Origin of the sequence: Streptomyces sp. NRRL WC-3618 (assembly GCF_001280005.1) — a bacterium.
Classification (GTDB): Bacteria; Actinomycetota; Actinomycetes; order Streptomycetales; family Streptomycetaceae; genus Streptomyces.
In genome coordinates this window covers 15,492-38,599 of record NZ_LGDW01000118.1, presented here as the reverse complement: position 1 = coordinate 38,599, position 23,108 = coordinate 15,492, and the positions used below count along the sequence as shown (strand labels likewise).

The 23,108-nt window shown below is 71.8% G+C and carries 22 protein-coding genes; 10 read left to right on the top strand and 12 right to left on the bottom strand.

Translation table 11 applies throughout. The features are described 5' to 3' along the window. Positions 1–87: 87 nt before the first annotated feature. Together chpH and ADL01_RS14020 are read left to right on the top strand one after the other, a co-directional pair. Positions 88–321, top strand: coding sequence for a chaplin ChpH (gene chpH, locus ADL01_RS14025; RefSeq protein WP_053742306.1), 234 nt, complete (start codon positions 88–90; stop codon positions 319–321). A gap of 136 nt (positions 322–457) precedes the next feature. Continuing rightward, on the top strand, positions 458–1,582 hold the full coding sequence (locus ADL01_RS14020) for a chaplin (RefSeq protein WP_053742305.1): 1,125 nt from the start codon (positions 458–460) through the stop codon (positions 1,580–1,582). A gap of 68 nt (positions 1,583–1,650) precedes the next feature. Here the strand turns inward: ADL01_RS14020 and ADL01_RS14015 are convergent, their stop codons facing one another. Next, entirely contained in the window at positions 1,651–1,839 is a 189-nt protein-coding gene (locus ADL01_RS14015) for a DUF5703 family protein (RefSeq protein WP_053742304.1), read from the bottom strand. 47 nt (positions 1,840–1,886) lie between these two features. Between ADL01_RS14015 and ADL01_RS14010 the strand changes: the two genes are divergently transcribed. After that, positions 1,887–2,606 carry a hypothetical protein gene (locus ADL01_RS14010; RefSeq protein ID WP_053742303.1) on the top strand — a complete coding sequence of 240 codons (720 nt, stop codon included), beginning with the start codon at positions 1,887–1,889 and terminating at the stop codon, positions 2,604–2,606. 91 nt (positions 2,607–2,697) lie between these two features. Here the strand turns inward: ADL01_RS14010 and ADL01_RS14005 are convergent, their stop codons facing one another. Beyond that, entirely contained in the window at positions 2,698–4,941 is a 2,244-nt protein-coding gene (locus tag ADL01_RS14005) for a helix-hairpin-helix domain-containing protein (protein ID WP_053742302.1), read from the bottom strand. After that, positions 4,938–5,921 carry an aldo/keto reductase gene (locus ADL01_RS14000; RefSeq protein ID WP_053742301.1) on the bottom strand — a complete coding sequence of 328 codons (984 nt, stop codon included), beginning with the start codon at positions 5,919–5,921 and terminating at the stop codon, positions 4,938–4,940. The genes ADL01_RS14005 and ADL01_RS14000 overlap by 4 nt, the downstream gene beginning before the upstream one ends. Positions 5,922–6,076: 155 nt before the next feature. On the opposite strand from ADL01_RS14000, the gene ADL01_RS13995 reads away from it, so the two are divergent. Both ADL01_RS13995 and ADL01_RS13990 read left to right on the top strand, forming a co-directional pair. After that, on the top strand, positions 6,077–7,132 hold the full coding sequence (locus ADL01_RS13995) for an LLM class F420-dependent oxidoreductase (RefSeq protein WP_053742300.1): 1,056 nt from the start codon (positions 6,077–6,079) through the stop codon (positions 7,130–7,132). A gap of 246 nt (positions 7,133–7,378) precedes the next feature. Beyond that, entirely contained in the window at positions 7,379–8,167 is a 789-nt protein-coding gene (locus ADL01_RS13990) for a ferritin-like domain-containing protein (RefSeq protein ID WP_053742299.1), read from the top strand. A gap of 14 nt (positions 8,168–8,181) precedes the next feature. Here ADL01_RS13990 and corA read toward each other — a convergent pair whose 3' ends face one another. After that, the gene (corA, locus tag ADL01_RS13985; protein ID WP_053742425.1) at positions 8,182–9,186 is read right to left on the bottom strand and encodes a magnesium/cobalt transporter CorA; all 1,005 of its coding nucleotides are present in this window, start codon (positions 9,184–9,186) and stop codon (positions 8,182–8,184) included. A gap of 78 nt (positions 9,187–9,264) precedes the next feature. Between corA and ADL01_RS13980 the strand changes: the two genes are divergently transcribed. The 5 genes from ADL01_RS13980 to ADL01_RS13960 all read left to right on the top strand — a co-directional run bounded on the left by ADL01_RS13980 (position 9,265) and on the right by ADL01_RS13960 (position 14,010). Continuing rightward, positions 9,265–9,951 (top strand): histidine phosphatase family protein, encoded by a 687-nt coding sequence (locus ADL01_RS13980; RefSeq protein WP_053742298.1) that lies wholly within the window; start codon positions 9,265–9,267, stop codon positions 9,949–9,951. A gap of 90 nt (positions 9,952–10,041) precedes the next feature. Continuing rightward, complete coding sequence (locus tag ADL01_RS13975) at positions 10,042–10,632, top strand: DUF3090 domain-containing protein (protein WP_053742297.1); 591 nt, start codon at positions 10,042–10,044, stop codon at positions 10,630–10,632. Next, positions 10,596–11,432, top strand: a complete 837-nt coding sequence (locus tag ADL01_RS13970; RefSeq protein WP_053742296.1) for an SCO1664 family protein — start codon at positions 10,596–10,598, stop codon at positions 11,430–11,432. Before ADL01_RS13975 ends, ADL01_RS13970 begins: the two co-directional genes overlap by 37 nt. 148 nt (positions 11,433–11,580) lie before the next feature. After that, the gene (gene mshC, locus ADL01_RS13965; protein WP_053742295.1) at positions 11,581–12,810 is read left to right on the top strand and encodes a cysteine--1-D-myo-inosityl 2-amino-2-deoxy-alpha-D-glucopyranoside ligase; all 1,230 of its coding nucleotides are present in this window, start codon (positions 11,581–11,583) and stop codon (positions 12,808–12,810) included. Between the two features lie 234 nt (positions 12,811–13,044). Further along, complete coding sequence (locus tag ADL01_RS13960) at positions 13,045–14,010, top strand: SMP-30/gluconolactonase/LRE family protein (RefSeq protein ID WP_053742294.1); 966 nt, start codon at positions 13,045–13,047, stop codon at positions 14,008–14,010. Positions 14,011–14,100: 90 nt separating this feature from the next. Here the strand turns inward: ADL01_RS13960 and ADL01_RS13955 are convergent, their stop codons facing one another. From ADL01_RS13955 to ADL01_RS13920, 8 genes are all read right to left on the bottom strand, one after another. Further along, complete coding sequence (locus tag ADL01_RS13955; RefSeq protein ID WP_053742293.1) at positions 14,101–15,105, bottom strand: PAC2 family protein; 1,005 nt, start codon at positions 15,103–15,105, stop codon at positions 14,101–14,103. Between the two features lie 253 nt (positions 15,106–15,358). Then, positions 15,359–16,030 (bottom strand): FadR/GntR family transcriptional regulator, encoded by a 672-nt coding sequence (locus ADL01_RS13950; RefSeq protein WP_053742292.1) that lies wholly within the window; start codon positions 16,028–16,030, stop codon positions 15,359–15,361. 153 nt (positions 16,031–16,183) lie between these two features. Next, complete coding sequence (locus ADL01_RS13945) at positions 16,184–17,485, bottom strand: amidohydrolase (protein ID WP_053742291.1); 1,302 nt, start codon at positions 17,483–17,485, stop codon at positions 16,184–16,186. Continuing rightward, positions 17,482–18,240 (bottom strand): nucleoside phosphorylase, encoded by a 759-nt coding sequence (locus ADL01_RS13940; protein WP_053742290.1) that lies wholly within the window; start codon positions 18,238–18,240, stop codon positions 17,482–17,484. Before ADL01_RS13940 ends, ADL01_RS13945 begins: the two co-directional genes overlap by 4 nt. Beyond that, the gene (locus ADL01_RS13935; protein ID WP_053742289.1) at positions 18,237–19,133 is read right to left on the bottom strand and encodes an ABC transporter permease; all 897 of its coding nucleotides are present in this window, start codon (positions 19,131–19,133) and stop codon (positions 18,237–18,239) included. Before ADL01_RS13935 ends, ADL01_RS13940 begins: the two co-directional genes overlap by 4 nt. Next, positions 19,133–20,236, bottom strand: coding sequence for an ABC transporter permease (locus tag ADL01_RS13930; protein ID WP_234354624.1), 1,104 nt, complete (start codon positions 20,234–20,236; stop codon positions 19,133–19,135). Before ADL01_RS13930 ends, ADL01_RS13935 begins: the two co-directional genes overlap by 1 nt. A 10-nt stretch (positions 20,237–20,246) precedes the next feature. Next, positions 20,247–21,797, bottom strand: a complete 1,551-nt coding sequence (locus ADL01_RS13925) for an ABC transporter ATP-binding protein (protein WP_053742288.1) — start codon at positions 21,795–21,797, stop codon at positions 20,247–20,249. Next, complete coding sequence (locus tag ADL01_RS13920) at positions 21,775–22,827, bottom strand: BMP family ABC transporter substrate-binding protein (protein ID WP_053742287.1); 1,053 nt, start codon at positions 22,825–22,827, stop codon at positions 21,775–21,777. Before ADL01_RS13920 ends, ADL01_RS13925 begins: the two co-directional genes overlap by 23 nt. Positions 22,828–23,108: the final 281 nt, after the last annotated feature.

The following is a 23,108-nucleotide window of genomic DNA, read 5'->3' as shown; positions in this document are numbered from 1 at the left end:
CTCATAGGGTCGTAGCCCTAATGCCCCCTCCTCGTTACTGGTGATGCGGTCCGCTACTCGGGATCGCATTGCCAACAAGGAGGAATAATGATCAAGAAGGTCGTCGCCGCTGCGGCTGCCACTGGTGGTCTGGTTCTCGCGGGTGCGGGCCTGGCCGTCGCCGACGCGGGTGCCCAGGGTGCTGCCGTGCACTCCCCGGGTGTCCTGTCCGGCAACGTTGTTCAGGTTCCCGTTCACGTCCCGGTGAACGTCTGCGGCAACACGATCTCCGTGATCGGGCTGCTGAACCCCGCCTTCGGCAACACCTGCGTCAACAACTGATGCTGCGCCTCACCTCATGAGGTTCTGACTCCCAGTGAGTCTGAGCCTGTCGGCCCCGGAACGCGTTATGCGTGCCGGGGCCGACAGGTCGTTCCGGACAGTTCGCGACAGATCATTTGAAGGCAGGGATGTAGTAATGCGACAGGTCACCCGCAAGGGCCTGATGACCATGGCCGCCGCGACGGGCGTGATGGCCGCCGCGGGCGGCGCCCAGGCGCACGCCGACTCGGGTGCGAACGCCGCCGCCTCGAACTCACCCGGCGTGCTGTCGGGCAACTCGGTGAGCGCGCCGGTGAACGTGCCGGTCAACGCCTGCGGCAACACCGTGAGCGTCGTCGGTCTGCTCAACCCGGCGATGGGCCACAAGTGCGCCAACGGCGGAGGCGGCCACGGCTCCCCGGGCGGACACGGCAACCAGGGCAACCACGGCGGTCACGGAAACCAGGGCAACCACGGCGGTCACGGAAACCAGGGCAACCACAGCGGCCAGGGAGGCCACGGCTCGTCCGGTGGGTACGGCGACGAGGGCGGGCACGGCGGGTACGGCTCGCCCTCCGGGTACGGCGGTCACGACGGCTATGGCGGCCACGGTGGCTACGGGGACTCGGGCGCCCCGGGTGGCTTCGGGTACCCGGGCAGCCCCGGCGGCTCCGGCGACTGGCACGGTTGGGAGGGCTCGTACGCCGGCGGATACGCCACCGACTCACCGGGCGTCGCGTCGGGCAACCACGTGGAGGCACCGGTCGACGCACCGGTGAACGTCTGCGGCAACTCCGTCAACGTGATCGGCATCGGCAACGCGGTGGCGGGCAACGACTGCGCGAACACCGGGGACCACGCGGGCGGAGGCCACCCGGCGCCGCCTCCGGAGACCCACGGCCCGTCCACACCCCCCGGCGGCGGTCACCAGACCACGCCCCCGCCCGGACCGAGCGGCCACGAGCAGCCCGGCAAGCCGCAGCAGCCGCAGAGCCCCCAGGCTCCGGCCGGCCCCGCACATCCGGGAACCCCGGCCCAGCCCGCCACCCCGGCCCGGCCGGCTTCCCCGGTCGCACCGCCCGGCATCTCGCACGGTGTGACCCCGCCGGCCGGCCCCACGTACGTCGACCAGAGCGGTGTACGGACCGTTCCGCAGCCCCGGAGCGGCGCCCAGCTCGCGCACACCGGCGGTGACCTGCCGCTGGGCCTCGCCCTGCCGGTGGGCGCGGGCATGCTGCTCGCGGGCACCGTCCTCTACCGCAAGGCACGCCCCTCTGCGTAGACACGTACGCGTGCGCAACGGAGCGGGCCCCGCAGACGCGGGGCCCGCTCCGTTTTCGCCGCCTCATCTCACCAGGTGGCCCGCACCTGGCGGATGATGCGGCGCCGCATCCGCACTCTGCGACTGCCGTCGTGCAGCAGGCTGAGGCGGTCCAACTCCCAGTGTCCGTACTCGGCATGGTCCGTGAGCAGACGTGTGGCTTCCTTGCGAGTGACCCCGCGCGGTACGTACACGTCGACAAATTCGTATTCCGGCATCGCATCTATTGTGCGGGCAGAGCCCTGGTACGGATAGCGTCTGCACTATGTCTGATGCTGCGCAGCCCACCGCTGCCGAGGTACGCGCCGCCGCCGAGGCGGTCAAGACCGCGCTCGACCGCCACCTGGCGGCGGTCGAACGCCGGTCGGGGGAGGACGACCCCGATGTCTATGAGGCGTTCAACCAGCTGGCCGCTGCCGCCGAGGTGTACGACGAGCTGCTCTACGACCGATATGACGAGGTCACCCCCTTCGAGATCCCTGGTTCCGACGACGCGCTGCCGCCGTACGCGGGCCCCGAGGAGCCGAACGCGCTGAGTGTGCTCATCCGCCGCGACTACGCCGTGGTGGAGCCGCAGCGGCTGCTGGCGCAGGCGCAGCGGGTGGAAGCCGTGGACGACGACGGTGCGGGCGCCGACGTCTCCGGCACGGTGCACGGGGCGCTGGGTATTTTGTTCGGCGAGTTCGAGCCGGACGAGATCGCCTCCCGGCACAAGGAGTTCGGCCTGGAGGAGGGCGACTCCACGCTGTGGGTGACGGCCGCGGACGAGGCGGCCGACCCCGGCGAATGGCTGGAGGCCCCCTTCGACCAGGTCGACGCGGAGCGGGTGGTGTGCCGATTCGATGTCAGCGCTGTCTTCGACGACGACGCGGACATCGTCGAGGACGACGACCTGCTGGAGGACGAGATCGATCCCGACCTGGTGGCAGTGGGCCTGGACGAGGACGAGGATTTGGAACCACTGGACGCCGATCACCGGCGATAGCCGGCGATTGGTTGCCTCGGCAGCGGCGGTCAGGGGAGGCAGAGCTTCCCCTGACCGCCGCTTCCGTTCGTCCCGGTTCGGCCTGCCTCGCTCAGACAGCCGGCGGCACCTGGGCTCTGAACAGGCCCGGCAGCCGCGTCGTACGGGCCTTCGCCGGGACCTCCGCGACCGCGCGGGCCAGCGCCTGGTCCACGCCGTGCACGACGGACAGATGCCGCTCCGCGCGGCCGAAGGCCGTGTAGACCCAGGGCCGGGTCAGCGACGAAGCCGTGTCCCCGGGCAGCACCACCACGGCGGCCGGCCAGTGCAGCCCGACCGCCTGGTGCGCGGTGAGCGCCCACCCGTGCCGCACGCTCAGCTCGACCCGCTCCTTCGGTACGACGACGGGGACGCCGCCGCACTCCAGGTGCAGCCCCTCCGCGTCGGCCTTGACGACCTGCCCCGGCACCGTGCGCCCCGGCGCGGGGGAGTACGCGATCCGGTCGCCCGGGTCGAAGCCGCCGAAGCGGCCCGGGCCGGGGTTCAGCCGCTCCTTGAGCGCGGAATTCAGCGCCCGGGTGCCGGCCGCGCCGCCGTGCCCCGGTGTGATCACCTGGGTCTGCTCGGCCGGTACCCCGAGGGCCCTGGGCACCGAGTCCGCGACGAGCTGCACGGTGCGGTGCACCGCCTCGCCCGCGTCCCGCACGGGGACGATCACGACCTCCTTGCCGGGCGCCTCGACCTGGGTGAGCTCGCCGACGGAGACACCCGAGACGAGTTCGCCGATCGGGCCGGGGTCGGGCGTGCGCGAGACGACGTGCGGGCAGGTGCGCGCGGCGACCAGGTCGGCGAAGACCCGCCCCGGCCCGGCCGACCACAGGACAGCCGGATCACCGCTCAGCAGCAGTCTGGCCCCGTCCGGCAGTGACTCCACGACCATCGCCGCGCTCTCCACGTCGAGCTGCGGCGCGTCCAGCACGACCAGCAGATCGAGCAGGAACGCCCCGTCGGCGTCCCGCCCGGGCCCTTCGGTGCCGGCCAGCAGCCCGGCGACGGTGACGACGGACTCCGACTCCGGGTCCGGGTCCGTACCGGAGTGGGTCTCGGGTGCGAGAAGGGCCGCGAAGCGGCGGCGGCCGACGGGAGTGTGGGCCGCCGCGCAGACCCGCAGGCCCAGCGAACGGGCCGCGGCCACGAGGGCGGCCGGTTCGGCGCGCGCCGCGTCACCGCCGGTGTGCAGCACGAGCCCGTGTCCCGCGACGGCACGGATCAACTCGGCCGCGGAACCGCGCCCCGAGGACCCGGCCGACGACTCCCAGTCCTCGGGCGCCTCCTTGGGCAGCGAGTTGACGATCCGGGCCAGCCCGTCGGCGAGGCTCTCCTCGGCCAGCGCGTACCGCTCCAGCCCGATGAGCACACGTACGGGACGTTCCTGGGCCTCTTCGGCCTCGTCGTCCTCTCCGTCCGCCTCTCTGTCCGCAGCGGCCTGCCCGGCGGCTTCCTCGATCGCGTCCTGGAACTCCAGGGCCTCGCCCTCCGCGACCGTGCTCTGGACGGCGGTGTCCGGATCGGGCACCCCGCGCTGGGTGAGCGCGGCGGTGAGCGCGGCGGCGTCCAGGACGGTGTGTCCGGCCAGGGCCGCCTGCTCCAGCAGCCACAAGGTGACCGCCCGGCCCCGCCGCTCGTCGTCCGGGGCGCACTCGGCGCCGAGCAGGGCCCGCGCGAACCCGTCGGCCTGCTCGGGCCGCACCCCGGCGACCCGGAGCAACTGCCAGGGATCGGCGCGCAGTTGCCCGTCCGCGCCGTCGCCAAGGGCCGAGACGACCTGCGGCGCGAGCGTGTCCGGTGCGCCCCCTTCGGCCAGCACGCCCCGCACGGCCTCGACGGCTTCCGGCGGCGCGGCGACGGGCGCGGCGGGCTGGGGCTGCCGTACGGGAGCGGGCGATGCGGAAGGGGAGGGGGCGGCCGCGGGGCGCGTGGCAGGGGCGCCGGTCGTGGTCCTGGCGTCCGGCGCCGGTGCGCGGAAGGCGATGGCCGCCGCGGGCTTCTCCCCGCTTTCCACGGCCCGGACGGCCGCCATCAGGTCGGCGGCCGTGCCGCTCAACTTGGTGCCGCTCGCGATCGGCCCCTGCTTCTCGGCTTTGCGCCGCTCGATCCGCTCCCGGAGTTCCCGCTGCGCGGCCAGCTCGGCCTCCGCCTCGGACGGCTGCTTGGCGTCACCGGCGACGGTCTCGGCGCTTTCACCGGTCCCGGCTTCCTCGGCCGACGCATCGTCCGCCGCGTCCTGGGCGGCCTCCTCGGCGGCGCCCGGGGTGCCCGGCTCGGCTTCCTCCGTGGTGTCGGGCTCCGTGCTCACAGCGTGCTCCAGTCGTGATCGGGATAGCGGTGCACAGGCGCTGACACGTCGTCGAGCGCCCGGCAGATCTCGTCAGGAAGACTAAGGGTCTCCACTGACAACGCGGCCGTCAGCTGCTGCGCGTTGCGCGCGCCGACGATGGGGGCGGCCACGCCCGGCCGGTCACGGATCCAGGCGAGCGCCACCTGCAACGGCGTCACCGCCAGTCCGTCCGCCGCGGTCTGTACCGCGTCCACGATGCGGCTCGCCGTGTCGTCGAGATACGGCGCGACGAAGGGCGCGAGGTGTTCCGAGGCGCCCCGGGAGTCCGCAGGGGTCGCGTTGCGGTACTTGCCCGTGAGGACGCCGCGTCCGAGCGGCGAGGAGGGCAGGAGCCCGATGCCCAGGTCGAGGGCGGCGGGCAGGACCTCGCGTTCGATGCCGCGCTGGAGCAGTGAGTACTCCAGCTGCGTGCTGGACAGCCGCGTACGTATGCCCGGTGCCGCGAGCTGCCAGGTCGCGGCCTTGGCGAGCTGCCAGCCGCAGAAGTTGGAGACGCCGGCGTATCGGGCGCGTCCGCTGCTGACGGCGAGGTCCAGGGCCTGGAGTGTCTCCTCCAGGGGGGTGTCGGGGTCGTAGGCGTGGATGTGCCAGACGTCGACGTACTCCGTGCCGAGGCGGGCGAGGGAGGCGTCGAGAGCGGCGAGGAGATGACCGCGGGAGCCGTCGACACGGCGGTCGGGGTCGGGGACGCTGCCCGCCTTGGTCGAGATGACCAGGTCACGGCGCGGGACGAGCCCTTCCATGAGCTGCCCGAGCAGGTACTCGGCCTCTCCGTCGCCGTACACGTCCGCGGTGTCGACGAGGGTTCCGCCCGCTTCCCAGAACGTCTTCAACTGGTCCGCGGCGTCGTGCTCGTCGGTGTCCCGACCCCAGGTCAGGGTGCCGAGCCCGATCCGGGACACGCGCAGGCCGGTACGGCCGAGATGCCTCTGCTCCATGAACGCCGAGATTACTGGCCATAACTGACCCAGTGGGTTGCCTGTGGACAACGGTTTCCCGGGCCGAGGAGACGTACGCCCCACCGCCACCTCCCCACCTACGCGCTAGGGTCGGTCGCACAAGGGACGTTACTGATCGGTAAGGGGAATCGGCCATGCAGCTCGGGATCAACCTCGGCTACTGGGGTGCCGGAATGGACGGCGACAATCTGGCCGTCGCGCAGGAGGCGGACCGCCTCGGATACGCCGTCTGCTGGGCGGCCGAGGCCTACGGGTCGGACGCGGCCACCGTGCTCACCTGGGTCGCCGCCCACACCGAGCGCATCGACGTCGGCTCGGCCATCTTCCAGATTCCGGCCCGTCAGCCCGCGATGACCGCGATGACCGCCGCCACCCTCGACTCGCTCTCCGGCGGCCGGTTCCGGCTGGGCCTCGGCGTCTCCGGGCCGCAGGTCTCCGAGGGCTGGTACGGCGTCAAGTTCGACAAGCCGCTGGCCCGCACCCGCGAGTACGTGGAGATCGTCCGCAAGGCGATGAGCCGTGAGCGGCTGTCCCACGAGGGTGAGCACTGGACGCTGCCGCTGCCCGGCGGCCCGGGCAAGCCTCTCAAGCTGACCGTGCACCCCGAGCGCGAGCACATCCCGCTCTACATCGCCGCGATCGGCCCCAAGAACCTCGAACAGACCGGCGAGATCGCCGACGGCGCGCTGCTGATCTTCCCGTCCGCCGCGCACCTCGAGGACACCGCCGTCCAGTACCTGCGTGCGGGCCGCGAGAAGGCCGGCAAGACCCTGGAAGGGTTCGACGTCTGTCCCACGCTGCCGCTCGCCGTCGGCGACGACAAGGACGTGGCGAAGCTCGCCGACACCTTCCGGCCGTACACCGCCCTGTACGTGGGCGGCATGGGCAGCCGTAAGCAGAACTTCTACAACCAGCTCGCCCAGCGCATGGGCTACGAGAAGGAGGCCGCCGAGATCCAGGACAAGTACCTGTCCGGCGACAAGGCGGGCGCCGCGGCCGCCATTCCGCACGACCTGATCGACCAGACCACGCTGCTCGGCTCGGTGGACCGGATCGCCGACCGGATGCGGGCCTACGCGGCAGCCGGTGTCACCACGCTCACCCTCGCCCCGGCCGGCCTCACCCTCGACGAGCGGATCGCCTCGCTCCGGGCGGGCACCGACGCCCTGGAGCGCGCCGGACTCGCGTAGGCGGCAAGGGGGAAAGTTCCGCGGCCGTGGTGGGGGCTCGGGGGTCCACCCCGCCACGGCCGTCACGGAGCACAACGCGCCGCGGCCCCGGCGGTTACGCCCTCCGAGCCCTCGTACTGACGTCCCGCCGTGCCCCCTGCCGGCCATCCGTTCGGCGCAGTCGCCCGCCTCCTGTGTTGCGGCACCTCCGGCCTCGCACTTGACTCGTTCTTCGCGAAGCCCCGCAGATCGGCGAGAGGTGCCCTGATGCTTTCGGCCAGGAGTCTGTTCCAGGAGATCCTCGACAACGACGACTCCTTCCGTCTCTTCTGCTCCATCGCGGCCAGCGGTGAATCCCAGGGCGGCTGGGAGAACGCCCGTATCGCCGCGCTCGTCCCGGCGAGCGAACGCGCGCTCGCCCCCAGGATCACCCGCCACGGCGCGGACGAGGACAAGCACGGGCGGATCTTCAGGGCCCTCATGAAGAAGCGCGGCCTGCACCCCGTCGACGTCCCGGCCGACACCGACTACACGATGCTCCTGGAGCGGCAGGGCATCGGTCTCGCGCACGACAAGCTCAGAGGCGACGAACCGCTGACCGTGCGGGACGTCGTCACCTACCTCGCCCACAGCCGCGTGACCGAGCAGCGCGCCTCCGAGCAGATGGAGCTGCTGCGCAGGTACTTCGGCGACCATCCCGACCTCGGCCGCGCGGTGCGGATGATCTCCGACGACGAGGACAACCACCTCGCCTACTGCCACGAGGAACTCCTGCGCTTCGCCGCCGCCGGCCACGGCCGCACCATCCAGCGGACCCTGCGCGCGTGCGCGCTCGCCGAGATCCGCGTCTACCGGGACGTCAGCCTCGCGGTCATGGCCCACATGGGACGCGTCCTGGGCTGGCCGCGCTCCAAGGCGGCCGTGCTCGCGGCGGCCATCCACGCGGTGTACGTCTACGAGCGCGCCCTCGGCTGGCGCCGCATGGTCTCGCTGCGGATGCCCGAGCGCCGCGACGCGCTGAGCGGCCCGGTGACCACGGCACCCGAGTTCGCCTGAGGGCGGCGTCGGCCCTACAGCCAGCCCCGGCGCTTGAACATCCGGTACAGCAGGACCTCCACCAGGACCATCGCCACGAGCAGCGCCGGGTACGACCAGATCCAGCGCAGTTCCGGCATGTGCCGGAAGTTCATGCCGTAGATCCCGGCGACCATCGTGGGGAACGCGGCCATGGCGGCGAACGCGGAGATCTTCCGCATGTCGTCGTTCTGCCGGACACTCATCTGCGCGAGGTGCGCCGACAGCACATCGGAGACCAGGCGGTCCAGGCCCTCCACGGACTCGTTCACGCGCGTGAGGTGGTCGCTCACGTCCCGGAAGAAGGGCTCGGCCTTCTCGTGGACGAAGGGCACGCGCGTGCCGAAGAGACCGGTGCCCGCGAGCCTGCCCAGCGGCGCGGCCAGCGGGCCCGTGGCGCGGCGGAACTCCAGGATCTGCCGCTTGAAGGTGTAGATCCGGGACGCCGTGTGACGCGAGCCGCCGTCGGCCGGCGAGAACACCTCCGTCTCCAGCTCCTCCAGGTCGGTGCCCAGCTCGTCCGCAACCTCCACATAGTGGTCGACGACGGCGTCGGCGATCGTGTAGAGCACCGCCGTGGGGCCGTGCCGCAGCATCTCCGGCTCCGCCTCCAGCCGCTGCCGTACGGCGGCCAGAGGCGCCTCCTCGCCGTGTCGCACGGTCACCACGAAGGAGTCGCCGATGAAGACCATGATCTCGCCGGAGGAGACGACGTCGGACTTCGGCTCGTACCCGACCGGCTTGAGCACCATGAACAGCGAGTCGTCGTACACCTCCAGCTTCGGCCGCTGATGCGCGTTGAGCGCGTCCTCGACAGCCAGCGGGTGCAGCCCGAACTCCTCCGTGACCTGATCGAACTCGCCCTCCGTGGGCTCGTACAGCCCGACCCAGACGAACGCGTGACCGGCCCCGTCCACACGGCACTCGTCGAGGGCCTCGGAGAAGTCCGCCGGGCCGTCCGTGCGGCGCCCGTCGCGGTAGATGGCGCAGTCGACGATCACGGTGCGCATTCTCCCGCCGTTCGCCCGGAAACGCATCCCCCCCCTGCCACCGGGGGCCCTGCGCCTACCCTGGGCCGCATGCCCACGCTGATCCTCGTCCGGCACGGACGGTCCACCGCCAACACCTCTGGTGTGCTCGCCGGCCGCACACCCGGCATCGCCCTCGACGAGCGGGGCGCCGCGCAGGCCGCCGCGCTGCCCGGACGGCTCGCCGAACTGCCGATCTCCGAAGTCGTCACCAGCCCCCTCGAGCGCTGCCAGGAGACGATCCGGCCGCTCCTCGAAGCCCGGCCGGAACTGCGTGCGCACACCGAGGAGCGCATCTCGGAGTGCGACTACGGCGACTGGTCCGGGCGCAAGCTCGCCGAGCTGATGGACGAGCCCCTGATGCAGATCGTCCAGGCACACCCGTCCGCCGCCGCCTTCCCCGGTGGCGAGTCCATGCGGGCCATGCAGACGCGCGCGGCCGAGGCCGTACGTGAGTGGAACGCGCGCGTGGAGGCCGATCACGGCGCCGACGCCGTCTACCTCATGTGCTCGCACGGCGACGTCATCAAGTCCCTTGTCGCGGACGCGCTCGGGCTTCATCTCGACCTCTTTCAGCGGGTGGCCGTCGATCCGTGTTCCATCACGGCGATCCGTTACACCCGTCTCAGGCCATTTCTCGTTCGCCTCGGGGACACCGGTGATTTCGCCGTCCTGGCGCCGCGCGAGGAACCCCCGGGCGAGGACGCCGCGGTCGGGGGCGGTGCGGGCGCACCGTGATCGTCGGCAGCAGTAGGGTGAAGCGGTCGCGGCAGCGCCGCCGATGCCGAAAATCAGTCGATCCATCATTCGATCCAATGGAGACAGGACGTGTCCCGTCAGGTGTTCCTCTACGATCCCCCGGACCGCTTCGTGGCCGGTACGGTCGGGCTGCCCGGGCGCCGTACGTTCTTCCTCCAGGCAACCGCCGGCCCCCGGGTGACCAGCGTGGCCCTGGAGAAGACCCAGGTCGCCGCGCTCGCCGAACGCATGGACGAACTGCTCGACGAGGTCGTACGCCGTAGCGGGGGCAACGCCCCGGTCCCGGCGGTGGCCCCCACCGAGGTGTCCGACACCCGCCCCCTCGACAGCCCCGTCGAGGAGGAGTTCCGCGTCGGCACCATGGCGCTCGCCTGGGACGGCGACGAGCAGCGCATGATCGTCGAGGCGCAGGCCCTGGTGGAGCTGGACGCCGACTCCGAGGAGGACCTCGTCGAGGCCGAGGAACGCCTCCTCCAGGACGAGGAGAACGGCCCCCCGATGCTGCGCGTCCGGCTCACCGGCGCACAGGCCCGCGCGTTCGCCAAACGCGCCCTCGACGTCGTCAACGCCGGCCGGCCGCCCTGCCCGCTGTGCAGCCTCCCGCTCGACCCGGAAGGACACGTATGTCCGCGCCAGAACGGATACCGCCGCGGAGCGTGACGACCACCCGCACGCCCGCCGAACTGCTCGCCAAGGGCGAACTGACGGTACGCGGGCGCATCCAGGAGGCGTCGAACGCCGCGCTGTACTGCACGGTCTCCTACGAGGGGCAGGAGGCCGCCTGCGTCTACAAACCCGTGGCCGGTGAGCGGCCCCTGTGGGACTTCCCCGACGGCACCCTCGCCGAGCGCGAGGTGGCGGCGTACGAGGTCTCCGAGGCGACCGGCTGGGGGCTCGTACCGCCGACCGTGCTGCGCGAGGGGCCGTACGGCGAGGGGATGTGCCAGCTGTGGATCGACGCGGTCGCGGACGACGGCGACGGGCTGCTCGCCCTGGTCGACAGTGAGGAACCCGGGCCCGGGTGGAAGGCCATCGCCTTCGCCGAGGTGGGCGAGGGGAAGACGGCACTGCTCGTGCACGCCGACGACGAGCGGCTGCGGCGCCTCGCCGTGCTGGACGCCGTGATCAACAACGCGGACCGCAAGGGCGGGCATCTGCTGCCGGGTGACCAGGGGCGGCTGTACGGGATCGACCACGGGGTCACCTTCAACGCCGAGAACAAGTTGCGGACATTGTTGTGGGGGTGGGCCGGTGAGCCGCTGACGCCGGAGGCGGTCGAGGTGCTGACCGGGCTGAAGAGCGCGCTGGCCCAGGGCGGGGCGCTGGCCGTGCGGCTGGCGGAGCTGGTCACCGGCGACGAGCTCGAGGCCACGCGGGTACGAGTGGACGCGTTGCTGTCGTCCGGACGGCATCCGGAGCCCAGCGGGGAGTGGCCGTCGATCCCCTGGCCGCCGGTGTGAGGGCGCGTGGGGCTGAGCACGCGCGCGTGACCAGCCCTGTCGAGCCCTTCGGTTAGGGCACTGAGAGGAATCTCGCAAGACCGCCTTCCCGGCCGTCTGGACCCGGTCCGGCTCGTATACGGAACATCCGTCCGGTTACGCTCATGACATGCATGCCTGGCCCGCTTCCGAGGTCCCCGCCCTGACTGGTCAGGGCCGCGACCTGAGGATCCACGACACCGCCACCGGTGCCCTGGTGACCCTCGACCCCGGTCCCGTCGCCCGTATCTACGTCTGCGGCATCACTCCGTACGACGCGACCCACATGGGTCACGCGGCGACCTACAACGCGTTCGACCTCGTCCAACGCGTGTGGCTCGACACCAAGCGGCAGGTTCACTACGTCCAGAACGTCACCGACATCGACGACCCGCTGCTCGAGCGGGCCGTGCGCGACGGGATCGACTGGGCGGGACTCGCCGAGAAGGAGACCGCGCTCTTCCGGGAGGACATGACCGCTCTGCGGATGCTCCCCCCGCAGCACTACATCGGCGCCGTCGAGGCGATACCCGGCATCGTCCCGCTCGTCGAGCGACTGCGGGACGCGGGCGCGGCCTACGAGCTCGAGGGGGACGTCTACTTCTCCGTCGAGGCCGACCCGGACTTCGGCAAGGTGTCCAACCTGGACGCCGACGCGATGCGGCTGCTGTCCGCCGAACGCGGGGGCGACCCCGACCGGCCGGGCAAGAAGAACCCGCTCGACCCGATGCTCTGGATGGCCGCCCGGGAGGGCGAGCCGAGCTGGGACGGCGGTTCGCTGGGCCCCGGTCGCCCCGGATGGCACATCGAGTGCGTCGCCATCGCCCTCGACCACCTCGGTATGGGCTTCGACGTGCAGGGCGGCGGCTCCGACCTCGTCTTCCCGCACCACGAGATGGGCGCCTCGCACGCCCAGGTGCTGACCGGCGAGTTCCCCATGGCCAAGGCGTACGTCCACGCCGGCATGGTCGCCCTCGACGGCGAGAAGATGTCCAAATCCAAGGGCAACCTCGTCTTCGTGTCCGCGCTGCGCCGCGAAGGCGTCGACCCGGCGGCCATCCGGCTCGCCCTGCTCGCCCACCACTACCGGGCCGACTGGGAGTGGACCGACCAGGTTCTCGAGGACGCCGTGGCACGGCTCGGACGGTGGCGGGCCGCCGTGTCCCGGCCCGACGGGCCGCCCGCCGACGCGCTCGTGGAGGAGCTGCGCGAGGCTCTCGCCGACGACCTGGACGCCCCGGCCGCGCTGGCCGCCGTGGACGGCTGGGCGGCCCTCCAGGCGGAGCGCGGCGGTACGGACGAGGGCGCCCCCGGCGTCGTCTCCCGCGCCGTGGACGCCCTGTTGGGCGTCGCGCTGTAGCGGAGGACGCGTAGGGAGCGTACGGAGTGGGGCGCCGGGGCGGCGGGTTCAGCCGCCCGGCGCCCCCGTCGCGTTCCCGGCCCTCGGCATTGCGGAGGCGAGCCCTCCGTTGCTGTCGAAGTGCTGTCGACTCCCTGGGGAACCTGTGGCGCGAGTGAACATGTGATCTTGTGGCAGGGCCAGTTGACCCGCAGGACCGGCCAACCCTCGGTCCCTTCCTGGAAGGAAACCCCCGTGGCACCCATACACGGTTCCTCCGCTCGCCACGTCAGCCGTCGCGGACTCCTCGCGGCGGGTGCCGCCGCCACCGTCTCCGCCGCCCTGGTCGCCTCCCCGGCCGCCGCCGCCCCGAAGGCCCTGCCGACCCTGATACCGCTGCCGGACGGCTTCTTTCCGGAAGGCATAGCCACCGCCGGCCCCTACGCCTACCTGGGCTCGCTCACCGACGGTTCGATCTACCGGGCCGACCTGCGCACCGGCGCCGGCGAGATCATCTCGCCCGGCGCCGGCACAGCGTCCGTCGGGCTCGAACTCGACGGCCAGGGGCGCCTGTTCGTCGCCGCCCGCGGCGAGGGCGCCCGGGTCGTGGACACCCGTACCGGGGCGGTCCTCGCCTCGTACGCCTTCCCCACCAGCACGCCCATCTTCATCAATGACGTGTTCCTGACGCCGCACGCGGCGTTCTTCACCGACTCCCTGAACCCGACTCTGCACGCGCTCCCGCTGTGCCCGGGCGGCGCGCTGCCGGGCGCCGACGAGGTCGTACGGATCCCCCTGGGCGGCGACTGGAACCAGCTGCCCGGTGACGTCCTCCAGGCCAACGGCATCACCGCCACGCCCGACGGAAAGGCGCTGCTCGTCGTTCAGTCCGGCGTCGGCGCGCTGCACCGGGTGGACCCGCGCACCGGGGTCACCCGGCTCGTCGACCTGGGGGACGCCGCCCCGCTCACCGACGGCGACGGGCTGCTGCTCCTCGGGCGCATCCTGTACGTCGTGCAGAACATGCAGAACGCGATCGACGTGTTCACGCTGTCGGCGGACGGGAGCCGCGGGGTCTTCCGACGCCGCATCACCGACCAGGCCTTCGACGTGCCGACCACGGTGGCCGCGTACCGGAACCGGCTGTATCTGCCCAACGCCCGGTTCACCACGACGCCGACGCCCCAGACGACGTACGCCGTGGTCTCCGTGGAGCGCTGAGGGCCGCTGAGCGCCCGTACGCGGGCGGACACAGGGACGGGGAAGGGCCGGTGCGCGTCGTGCGCACCGGCCCTTCCCCGTATCCGACGCTCACTCCTCGGGGGAGTCCTCGTCGTCCGTGCTCGGCAGCTGGGGCGGCTTCGGCGGCTGCGGTTTCGGGCGGCCGGCCGGGTTGTCCCGGAGATACGACGCGCTGTCCGTGCCGTCCGCCGTGGCGTGGCCGCCGGAGGCCGGGCCGGGGCCCGCCGGGCCGGTGCCGTCACGGCGACGCAGATAGCGTTCGAACTCGCGGGCGATGGCCTCGCCCGTCGCCTCGGGCAGCTCGGCGGTGTCCCGGGCCTCCTCCAGCGTCTGCACGTACTCCGCGACCTCGCTGTCCTCGGCGGCCAGCTGGTCCACGCCGACCTGCCAGGCACGCGCGTCCTCGGGCAGCTCGCCCAGCGGGACACGGATGTCGATCAGGTCCTCCAGCCGGTTCAGGAGGGCCAGCGTCGCCTTCGGGTTGGGCGGCTGCGACACATAGTGCGGGACTGCCGCCCACAGCGACACGGCCGGGACGCCCGCGTGCGTGCACGCCTCCTGGAGGATGCCGACGATGCCCGTGGGGCCCTCGTACTTCGTCTCCTCCAGATCCATCCGCTGGGCCAGATCCGCGTCGGACGTGACCCCGCTGACCGGAACCGGACGGGTGTGCGGGGTGTCGCCGAGCAGGGCGCCCAGGATGACCACCAGCTCCACACCCAGCTCGTGCGCGAAGCCCAGCAGCTCGTTGCAGAACGAGCGCCAGCGCATCGACGGCTCGATGCCCCGGACCAGCACCAGGTCACGGGGCTTGTCGCCGCCGACCCTGACCACGGACAGCCTGGTCGTGGGCCAGGTGATCTTGCGCACGCCGTTGTCCAGCCACACGGTGGGGCGGTTGACCTGGAAGTCGTAGTAGTCCTCGGCGTCGAGCGCCGCGAACACCTCGCCCTTCCATTCCCGGTCCAGATGCGCGACAGCGCTGGAAGCGGCGTCGCCGGCGTCGTTCCAACCCTCGAACGCGGCCACCATGACTGGGTCGATCAGCTCGGGAACCCCCTCCAGCTCGATCACCCAGCGCCTCCTTCCGATGTGCCCTCGCTTGACCACCCAACCTTACGGCGTGCGGCGGGGGCGCCCGCAGCCCCCTGCACGGGGGAGTGAACGGATCACTGCCCCGATAGACACCCCGAAACACCACCCATGAGCCACCCCGCACCGCCCCGATCATTCATCCGAGCGGTCGAACAGCGCTGCGCGGGTGTCGCCGGCCGTCTCCCGATGTCGTCGGCTGACGCCGCCGCCGGGAGTTCGGCAACGACAGGGCCTAGAGAGTCGACCTCAGCCACTGCTCCACGCTGGCGATGTGCACCGTCGCCCACGAGCGCGCCGCCTCGGCGTCCCGGTCGCGCAGGGCGGCCAGGATCGCCCGGTGCTCGCGCAGGGTGCGGCCGACCGCGTCCTCCTGGGTCAGCCCGCGCCAGATCCTCGCCCGGGTGGTGGGACCTGACAGGCCGTCAAGGAGCGAACACAGCACCGAGTTGCCGGAACTCTGCACGATCCCCCGGTGGAACTCCAGGTCGGCGGCGACCAGTTCCTCCACCGACGGCTGTCCGCCCAGCCGTTCCAACTGGGCGGACAGCGCGTCCAATTGCTGCTCGCTGATGCGCGCCGCCGACATCGCGGTGGCGGCCGGCTCCAGGATGCGGCGTACGGCCAGGAATTCCAGGACCGTGTCGTCGCGGTGGAAGTCCACGACGAAACTCATTGCCTCGAGCAGGAGTTGGGGGTCCAGGCTGGTGACGTAGGTGCCGTCGCCCTGCCGTACGTCGAGAATCCGGATGAGCGACAGGGCGCGCACCGCCTCGCGCAGGGAGTTGCGGGACAGGCCGAGATCGGCGGCCAGCTCGCTCTCCTTGGGCAGCCGGTCGCCGGGGCGCAGCGACCCGGAGACGATCATTCCCTTGATCTTTTCGATCGCCTCGTCGGTGACTGCCATGGCGGGCCTCCCAATCGTTCAGACATCCGATGTCTCAGGCCATTATGACGGTTCAGTGGGCTGAACGGGGCACAAAAAGCGATGTCAGCCCGTACGAGGGTCCCCTACGGGTGGCCGGAAGGGTACCCACGTGCGGGTGCCGGATGCGCGGCGTCAGAGCAGTGCTTCCAGCTCCGCGAGCGCTGCGGCCTCGTCCAGGGTGGTCAGCTTCCGGTTCCGCATCAGCACCTGGCCGTCCACGACGGTGTCCCGGACGTCCGCCGAGTGCGCCGCGTACGCGAGCGTCGACCACGGGTCGTGCCGGGGCCGCAGATGGGGGCCGCTGAGGTCGAGCACGATCAGGTCGGCCCGCTTGCCCGGCTCCAGGGAGCCCAGCCGATCGCCCAGGCCCAGCGCCTTCGCGCCCTCGGCGGTCGCCATGCGTACGGCCTGTTCGGCGCCGACCGCCGTGGGGTCGCCGCCCGCCTTGTGGACGAGGGCCGCCTGCCGCACCGCCCCCAGCACGTCCAGCGTGTTGGAGCTGACGGCGCCGTCCGTACCGAGCCCGACGGTCACACCGGCGCTGAGCAGCCGGGGCACGGGCGCGATGCCGCAGCCGAGCTTCAGGTTCGAGACGGGACAGTGGGCGACGGACGTGCCGGTGCGGGCCAGCGCCGCGATCTCGGGGCCGGTGAGGTCCACGGCGTGGGCCAGCAGCAGGTCGGGGCCGAGGAGGCCGAGCGAGTCGAGCAGTTCGACGGGGCGCTTGCCGTGCCGCACCTCGACGGTGGCGACCTCGGTCGCGTTCTCGGCCGCGTGGATGTGCAGCAGGGCGCCGAACTCCCTTGCCAGCGCGGCGATTTCGACAAGCTGATCGGGGGAGAGGGTGTACGTGGAGTGGGCGAAGAGGATCGGACGGTGGCCGGGACGCGGGGTGCCACGGGCGGCCAGGTCCTGGCGGGCCCACGTCAGCCGGTCCTCGTAGGGGATGCCGTCGGGCGGCTGCGGTACGTCCATGAAGGTGGGGCCGGTGTGCAGCCGCCAGCCCGTCTCGCGCGCCACCTGCTCGGCCGCCTCGTGGAACCAGTACATGTCGAGCGCGGAGGTCACCCCGGCTCGTACGCTCTCGGCGACCGCGACCCGGACCGCCGCCGCCACGTTCCGCGGCGACAGCAGCTGCGCCTCCCACTTCAGCACGCGCTCCAGGAAGCCCTGGAGGGTGACGTCGTCGGCCCGGCCGCGCAGGAACGTCATCGCGAGATGGGTGTGCGTGTTGACCAGGCCGGGCAGGACGAGGCAGTTCGCGGCGTCAAGGGACTCGTCGGCTGTGAACCGGGTGGTCAGCTCTTCTGCGGGGCCTACGGCGACGATCTCGCCGTCCCGGACGGCAACCGCGCCGTCCTGTACGACGGTTCCGGCCTCGTCCACGGTGAGTACGTCACCGCCGTGCACCAGCAGGTCGATGCGCTCGCTCATGCGAGGGGCTCCTCGTCCTCGGCCAGCAGGCGCAGCGCCTCCAGCGACACGACCGCGCCGCGTTCGACGCCCTCCGCGACGACCTCCCGGTGGGGGTTGTAACCGCCGGTGGCGGTCTCGTCGACGAGTTCGTCGGCGTTCGCCCCGTCGACGACGACCACTCCGCCCGCGACCAGTCCGCGCAGCGAGGCCGTCACCAGCAGGGCGCTCAACTCCATCTCGATGGCGGCGAGTCCGGCGCCCTCGTAGGAGAAGAGGGGGAGCAGACCGGGCTGGAAGGCGGCCCGTGTCCACACGATGCCCCGGTGGTGCGGGGCGCCCGCCTCGCGCGCCGCCCGCTGGAGCGCGAGCACCGCCTCGGGGGAGGAGACCGCCGGGTACTCCGGGGGCAGCAACTGCTGGGTGACGCCGTCGTCGCGGACGGCCGCCTCGGCGATGACGAGGTCGCCGTCGCCGATTCCCGGCTTCATCGCACCCGCCGTACCGAACCGCAGGAAGGTCCGCACACCGGCGTCCGCCAGCTCCTGGAACAGCAGGATGGCACCCGGGGCGCCCACCCCGTGCGAGGCGACCAGCACCGGCACGCGCTTCCAACTCCCCGTGAACACACGGTATTCGCGGTGGTACGACAGCTCCCGCGCGTCTTCCAGCCTGGCGCTGACGAGAGCGGCGCGCTGCGGGTCGCCGACGACCAGCGCTCGCGGCGGCAGCCCCGTGCGGGGTATTCGGGTGACGGGCGACAGATCCTGGGTCATGAAACGGCTCCAGCGGAAGGGGAAGTGGAAGAGGAAGGGGACGTGTCAGGGGTGCGGTGACGGCGTCGGGCCGTCGTCAGGAAGAGGGCGCCGAGTGTGACGACGTACGGCGCGGCGTCGGTCGCCTGCTGCGGCAGACCCAGGCCCTGGAGACGGAAGCCGGCCGCTTCCGCGAGCCCGAACAGCAGCGCCGCCAGCAGCACACCGAGCGGCAGCGCCCGGCCCAGCATCACCGCGACCACGGCGATCCAGCCGCGCCCCGCCGTCATGTTCTCGGAGAACAACGTGACGTTGCCGAGGGCGAGTTGGGCCCCCGCGAGCCCGCACAGCACACCGGAGACGAGCACGGCCCCGTACCGGTACCTGACCGGACTCACCCCGAGCGTGGCCGCCGCGTCGGGCGCCTCGCCGACCCCGCGCAGCCTGAGCCCCCACACATGCCGGGACAGCGTCAGCGCGGCCGCACCGACCGCCGCCCACGCCAGATACGCGAGCGGCGAGAAGCCACCGACCAACGGCAGCCCGGCCAGTGACGGATCGTCAAAAGTGCCCTGCACGCCGAAGACGGTACGGAGGAGGAAGCTGGTCAGGCCAACTGCCAGGAGATTCAGGGCGATTCCCAGCACCACCGGGTCGCCGCACAGGGTCACCGCGCCCACGGCCAGGATCAGGGAGTACGCGGCGGAGGCGAGGGCCGCCGCCAGCACGCCGAGCCAGGGGCTGTCGGTGAACCAGCTGGTGGCCACGGCGGTGAAGCAGCCCATCAGCATCATGCCCTCGAGGCCGATGTTGAAGACGCCCGCCCGTTCGCAGATCGCCCCGCCGAGCGCCGCCAGCAGGATGGGCGTCAGCGCGCGCAGCGCCGACATGAGGAGATCGGAGTCGAAGAACATCAGGTCAACTCCCCTTGCCGGACGGGGTTGTTCTCACGGTGGCTCTCAGGGTCGTTCTCACGGTCGTTCCTACGCTCGTTGTCGTGTTCGCGGGCGAGGCGCGGGAAACGCAGCCGGGCCGCCAGGAACACGATCACGATCGCCTGGAGCACCTGGGTCAGCTCGCGCGGTACCTCGGTCGTCCGCTCCATCGACAGGCCGCCCACCTGGAGCACGGCGAAGAAGAAGGAGGCGAGGACCGTCCCGACGGGCGCGGCGCCGGCGAGCAGGGCCGCCGTCAGACCCGTCCAGGTGTAGCCGGACGCGGTGAGCGAGCCGTCGAGGAAGCGGTACGGAAAGCTCAACACCCCTATGGCGCCCACGAGTCCGGCCAGCGCTCCCGACACCGCCATCAGTCGGAGCGTCAGGCCCCCGCGCTCGACGCCCGCGTATGCGGAGAACCGGGAGCTGAGGCCGGTCATCCGCATCTCGTAGCCGAACGCGGTGCGCCGGTCGGTGAACCAGTACGTGGCTGCGGCCAGGACGACCAGCAGCAGCCCGACCGTCACCGTCGACGAACCGAACGTGGGCAGCGCGACCCCGTCCGGCAGTTGCCGGGTCTGAGGGAGGCTGGAGCCCGGTTCCTTGAGCGGGTAGCGGGCCAGCCAGGAGGCGAGGGACGCCGCCGGATAGCTGAGCAGCAGGCTGCTCACCAGCAGCGGTACGCCGAACCGGTTCTCGCACAGGGCGGCGAGGGCCGCGTACCCGGCACCGGCCGCCATGCCCGCGAGCAGCGCGAGGACGACGGTGAGCGGCGCGGGCAGCGGCGAGTACAGCCCCGTCACGGCCGCCGCCATCCCGCCGAGCACCAACTGCCCGTCCCCGCCCAGGTTGATGAGCCCGGCGCGCAACGGCACGGCCAGCGCGAGGGCCAGGCCCAGGACGCTCGTCAGGGTGGTGAGCGTCGCCCCGATGCCGTCGGCGCCGAGCGAACCGCTGAGCACCGCGCCGTACGCGGCGACCGGATCCGCGCCGGTCCCGACGAGGAACAGGCCGCCGATGACGACTCCGGCGAGCACCGAGAAGGCGACGGGGGAGCGGACGGCTTTCGTGATGTGGTTCATGTGGTTCATGTCAGTCCCCGACCTCTACCGGGGCCGGCGGAGCCGGACTGCCGGCGCCGCCGCCCGCCATGGCGAGGCCGAGCGTCCGCTCGTCCGCCGCCTTCTCGTACGACGCCGTCACGCGGCCCTCGTACATCACCAGGACCCGGTCGGCGAGCCCCCGGATCTCGCTGAGCTCGGCCGAGACGAGCAGGACGGCGTGGCCCGCGTCGCGGTAGGCGATCAGCTGGTCGTGGATGTTCTGGACGGCGCCGATGTCGACCCCGCGCGTGGGCTGCTCCACGAGCAACAGCGGGGCGTCGTGGGCGAGTTCGCGCCCGATGAGCAGCTTCTGCAGGTTGCCGCCGGACAAGGAGGACGCGGGCACCTCCGGGGACGCCGCCTTGATGCCGAAGCGCTCGATGAGACGCCGTGCGTGACCTCGTACAGCGGCGGGCGGAAGCAGTCCGCGGGAGGACAGCGACGTACGGTGGTGGCCCATCGCCAGGTTGTCGGCGACCGACGCGGCAGGCGCCGTACCCACGGCGTGCCGGTCCTCAGGGACGTAGGCGAGGCCCTTGGCGCGGCGCTCGGTCGCGGAGGCGTGCGTGATGTCGCCGCCGAGCAGCGCGACCCGGCCGGCGGACACCGGACGCAGTCCGGCCAGCGCCTCCACCAGCTCACTCTGGCCGTTGCCCGCGACGCCCGCGATCCCGACGATCTCACCTGCGCGCACGGTGAGTCGAACGTCCCGTACCCCGTCCGTGGCCAGGTCGGTGACGTCCAGAATCACGTCGCCGGGGGTGCCCGGGGCGTGGACGCGGTCGAGTTCCACGGCGCGGCCGGTCATCGCGGCGGCGATCTCGTCGGCGGACGTCTCGGCGGTGACCAGCCCGGCGACGACCCGGCCGTCCCGCAACACCGTGACGCGGTCGCTGCCTTCGAGTACCTCACGCAGCTTGTGCGTGACCAGGATGACCGAACGTCCTTGTGCGGCAAGGGACTTGAGGACCGCGAAGAGGGCGTCCGCCTCGGTCGGCGTCAGGACGGCGGTCGGCTCGTCGAGGATGAGCGTCCGGGCGCCCCGGTGCAGCAGCTTCAGGATCTCGACGCGCTGGCGCAGCCCCACGGGCAGGTCACCGACCCGGGCGTCCGGATCGACCGCGAGCCCGTGCTCCTCGGCCAGTTCACGCACCCGGCGGCGGGCCGCACCCCGGTCCACCAGGCCGAAACGGCGCGGCTCGGCGGCGTACACCACGTTCTCGGCGACCGTCAGCGAGTCGAACAGCTTGAAGCTCTGGTGGACCATGCCGAGCCCGGCGGCCATCGCGTCGCCGGGATCGGCGAAGAAGACCTCGCGCCCGTCGACCCGGACCGAACCGGCGTCCGGGCGCTCCATCCCGTAGAGGACCGACATGAGCGTCGACTTGCCGGCACCGTTCTCGCCCATCAGGGCGTGGATCTCGCCGCGCCGGACGGTCAGGTCGACGGCGTCGTTGGCGAGCGTGCCGGGGAACCGCTTGGTGATTCCCCGGAGTTCGACCGCCGCCGTCTGCGCGTCAGCCGGCGACGGAGGGGTCATCGACCGTCAGCTTTCCGGACACGATCTGGTCGCGCAGCGCCTCGACCTTCTTCAGGACGTCGGGGTGCTGGGCGATCACGCACTGGGACGAGGCGACGCCCTTCTCCAGGCCCGTGAGGCTGATGCCGCCCTCCTTCAGGCCGTACGAGGCGGTCGTCCCCGTCTGGCCGCCGAGGACCTGCGAGATGCCCTTCTCCACGGCGATGTCGGTGCGCTTGATCACATTGTCGACGACCGTGCCGGGAGCCGAGGGGCACTGGTTGACGTCGACGCCGTACGCGAACGCGCCCTTGGCCTTCGCCGCCTCGAACACGCCGTAGTTGCCGGCCGCGGCAGCCGCCATCAGCTGGTCGTAGCCCTTGGACAGCAGGTCGTTCGCCTGCTCCTTGGCACGCGCCGAGTCGTCGAACGGGGACTGGCCGCCGACGAAGCGGGTACCGGTCTCCGTGTTCGGCGCGACCTGCTGGGCGCCGGCCGCGAACGGGTCGCTGAAGCGGCGGAACACCGGAGTGTCCATCACGTCCACCGCGCCGACCTTGCCGCTCTTGCTGAGCAGCCCGGCCTCGGCACCGGCGAGGAAGACGCCTTCGTGCTCGCGGAAGACCCCGCAACTGACGTTGCCGAACGCCTTCGTCGTGCACGCGTCGATCATCAGGAACTGCTGCTTGGGGTGCGCCTCGGCCTGCTGCGCGACCAGGTCCGCGAACTCGAAGCCGACCAGCACGACGACGTCGGGCTTCGCGTCGACGGCGGCCTGCACGTTCTGCTGCTGGGAAGCGGTGTCCGAGGACTCGAACACCTTCTCGGTCCCGTTGTGCGCCTTCGCGGCCGCCTTGACGCCGGTCACCGCCAGCTTGAGGAACTCGTTCTGCCCCACGGCGTCCGGTGTGACAAGCGTGAACGACGCGCTGCCCGCGCTGCTGTCGGAGGACGCGTCGTCCTTCGCGGCGGCGTTGCACGCCGTGGCACCGGCGACGAGCAGCGCCGTCATGGCGGCGAAGGGGAGCGTACGGCGGGATCTGCGAGGCATCGGGGAGACCTTCCGGAGCTGCGTACGGCACAGCCCGCGCTCTGCACTGAGCACGGGGCGCGGAGACAAAGGGGAAGCGCGACGGCGCCGCCGAAGGTGACGGATCAGCGTTGACAGCCGTCGCTCGCACAGTGGCCCTGGTCGAGGAAGCGGCGCATGGTCAGCAGCATGCGTCCTCCTTCACATGGGCCCCAACGGGTGCGGGTGCTGGACTCTAACACCCGGGCCCGCGGCAGTGGTCCGGCCGTCTCGAACTGTGGTTCACCGAGGTCATGTACGGT

Excerpts from the sequence above, each read along its gene's own strand:
- ADL01_RS14020 (WP_053742305.1), top strand. The coding sequence starts at position 458 with ATGCGACAGGTCACCCGCAAGGGCCTGATGACCATGGCCGCCGCGACG.
- ADL01_RS13970 (WP_053742296.1), top strand. The coding sequence starts at position 10,596 with ATGTCCGCGCCAGAACGGATACCGCCGCGGAGCGTGACGACCACCCGC.
- ADL01_RS13920 (WP_053742287.1), bottom strand. The coding sequence starts at position 22,827 with ATGCCTCGCAGATCCCGCCGTACGCTCCCCTTCGCCGCCATGACGGCG.
- ADL01_RS14015 (WP_053742304.1), bottom strand. The coding sequence starts at position 1,839 with ATGCCGGAATACGAATTTGTCGACGTGTACGTACCGCGCGGGGTCACT.
- ADL01_RS13925 (WP_053742288.1), bottom strand. The coding sequence starts at position 21,797 with ATGACCCCTCCGTCGCCGGCTGACGCGCAGACGGCGGCGGTCGAACTC.
- ADL01_RS13995 (WP_053742300.1), top strand. The coding sequence starts at position 6,077 with ATGCAGCTCGGGATCAACCTCGGCTACTGGGGTGCCGGAATGGACGGC.
- ADL01_RS13930 (WP_234354624.1), bottom strand. The coding sequence starts at position 20,236 with ATGAACCACATCACGAAAGCCGTCCGCTCCCCCGTCGCCTTCTCGGTG.
- ADL01_RS13990 (WP_053742299.1), top strand. The coding sequence starts at position 7,379 with ATGCTTTCGGCCAGGAGTCTGTTCCAGGAGATCCTCGACAACGACGAC.
- ADL01_RS14010 (WP_053742303.1), top strand. The coding sequence starts at position 1,887 with ATGTCTGATGCTGCGCAGCCCACCGCTGCCGAGGTACGCGCCGCCGCC.
- ADL01_RS13935 (WP_053742289.1), bottom strand. The coding sequence starts at position 19,133 with ATGTTCTTCGACTCCGATCTCCTCATGTCGGCGCTGCGCGCGCTGACG.
- ADL01_RS13950 (WP_053742292.1), bottom strand. The coding sequence starts at position 16,030 with ATGGCAGTCACCGACGAGGCGATCGAAAAGATCAAGGGAATGATCGTC.
- ADL01_RS13945 (WP_053742291.1), bottom strand. The coding sequence starts at position 17,485 with ATGAGCGAGCGCATCGACCTGCTGGTGCACGGCGGTGACGTACTCACC.
- mshC (WP_053742295.1), top strand. The coding sequence starts at position 11,581 with ATGCATGCCTGGCCCGCTTCCGAGGTCCCCGCCCTGACTGGTCAGGGC.
- chpH (WP_053742306.1), top strand. The coding sequence starts at position 88 with ATGATCAAGAAGGTCGTCGCCGCTGCGGCTGCCACTGGTGGTCTGGTT.
- ADL01_RS13940 (WP_053742290.1), bottom strand. The coding sequence starts at position 18,240 with ATGACCCAGGATCTGTCGCCCGTCACCCGAATACCCCGCACGGGGCTG.
- ADL01_RS13980 (WP_053742298.1), top strand. The coding sequence starts at position 9,265 with ATGCCCACGCTGATCCTCGTCCGGCACGGACGGTCCACCGCCAACACC.
- ADL01_RS14000 (WP_053742301.1), bottom strand. The coding sequence starts at position 5,921 with ATGGAGCAGAGGCATCTCGGCCGTACCGGCCTGCGCGTGTCCCGGATC.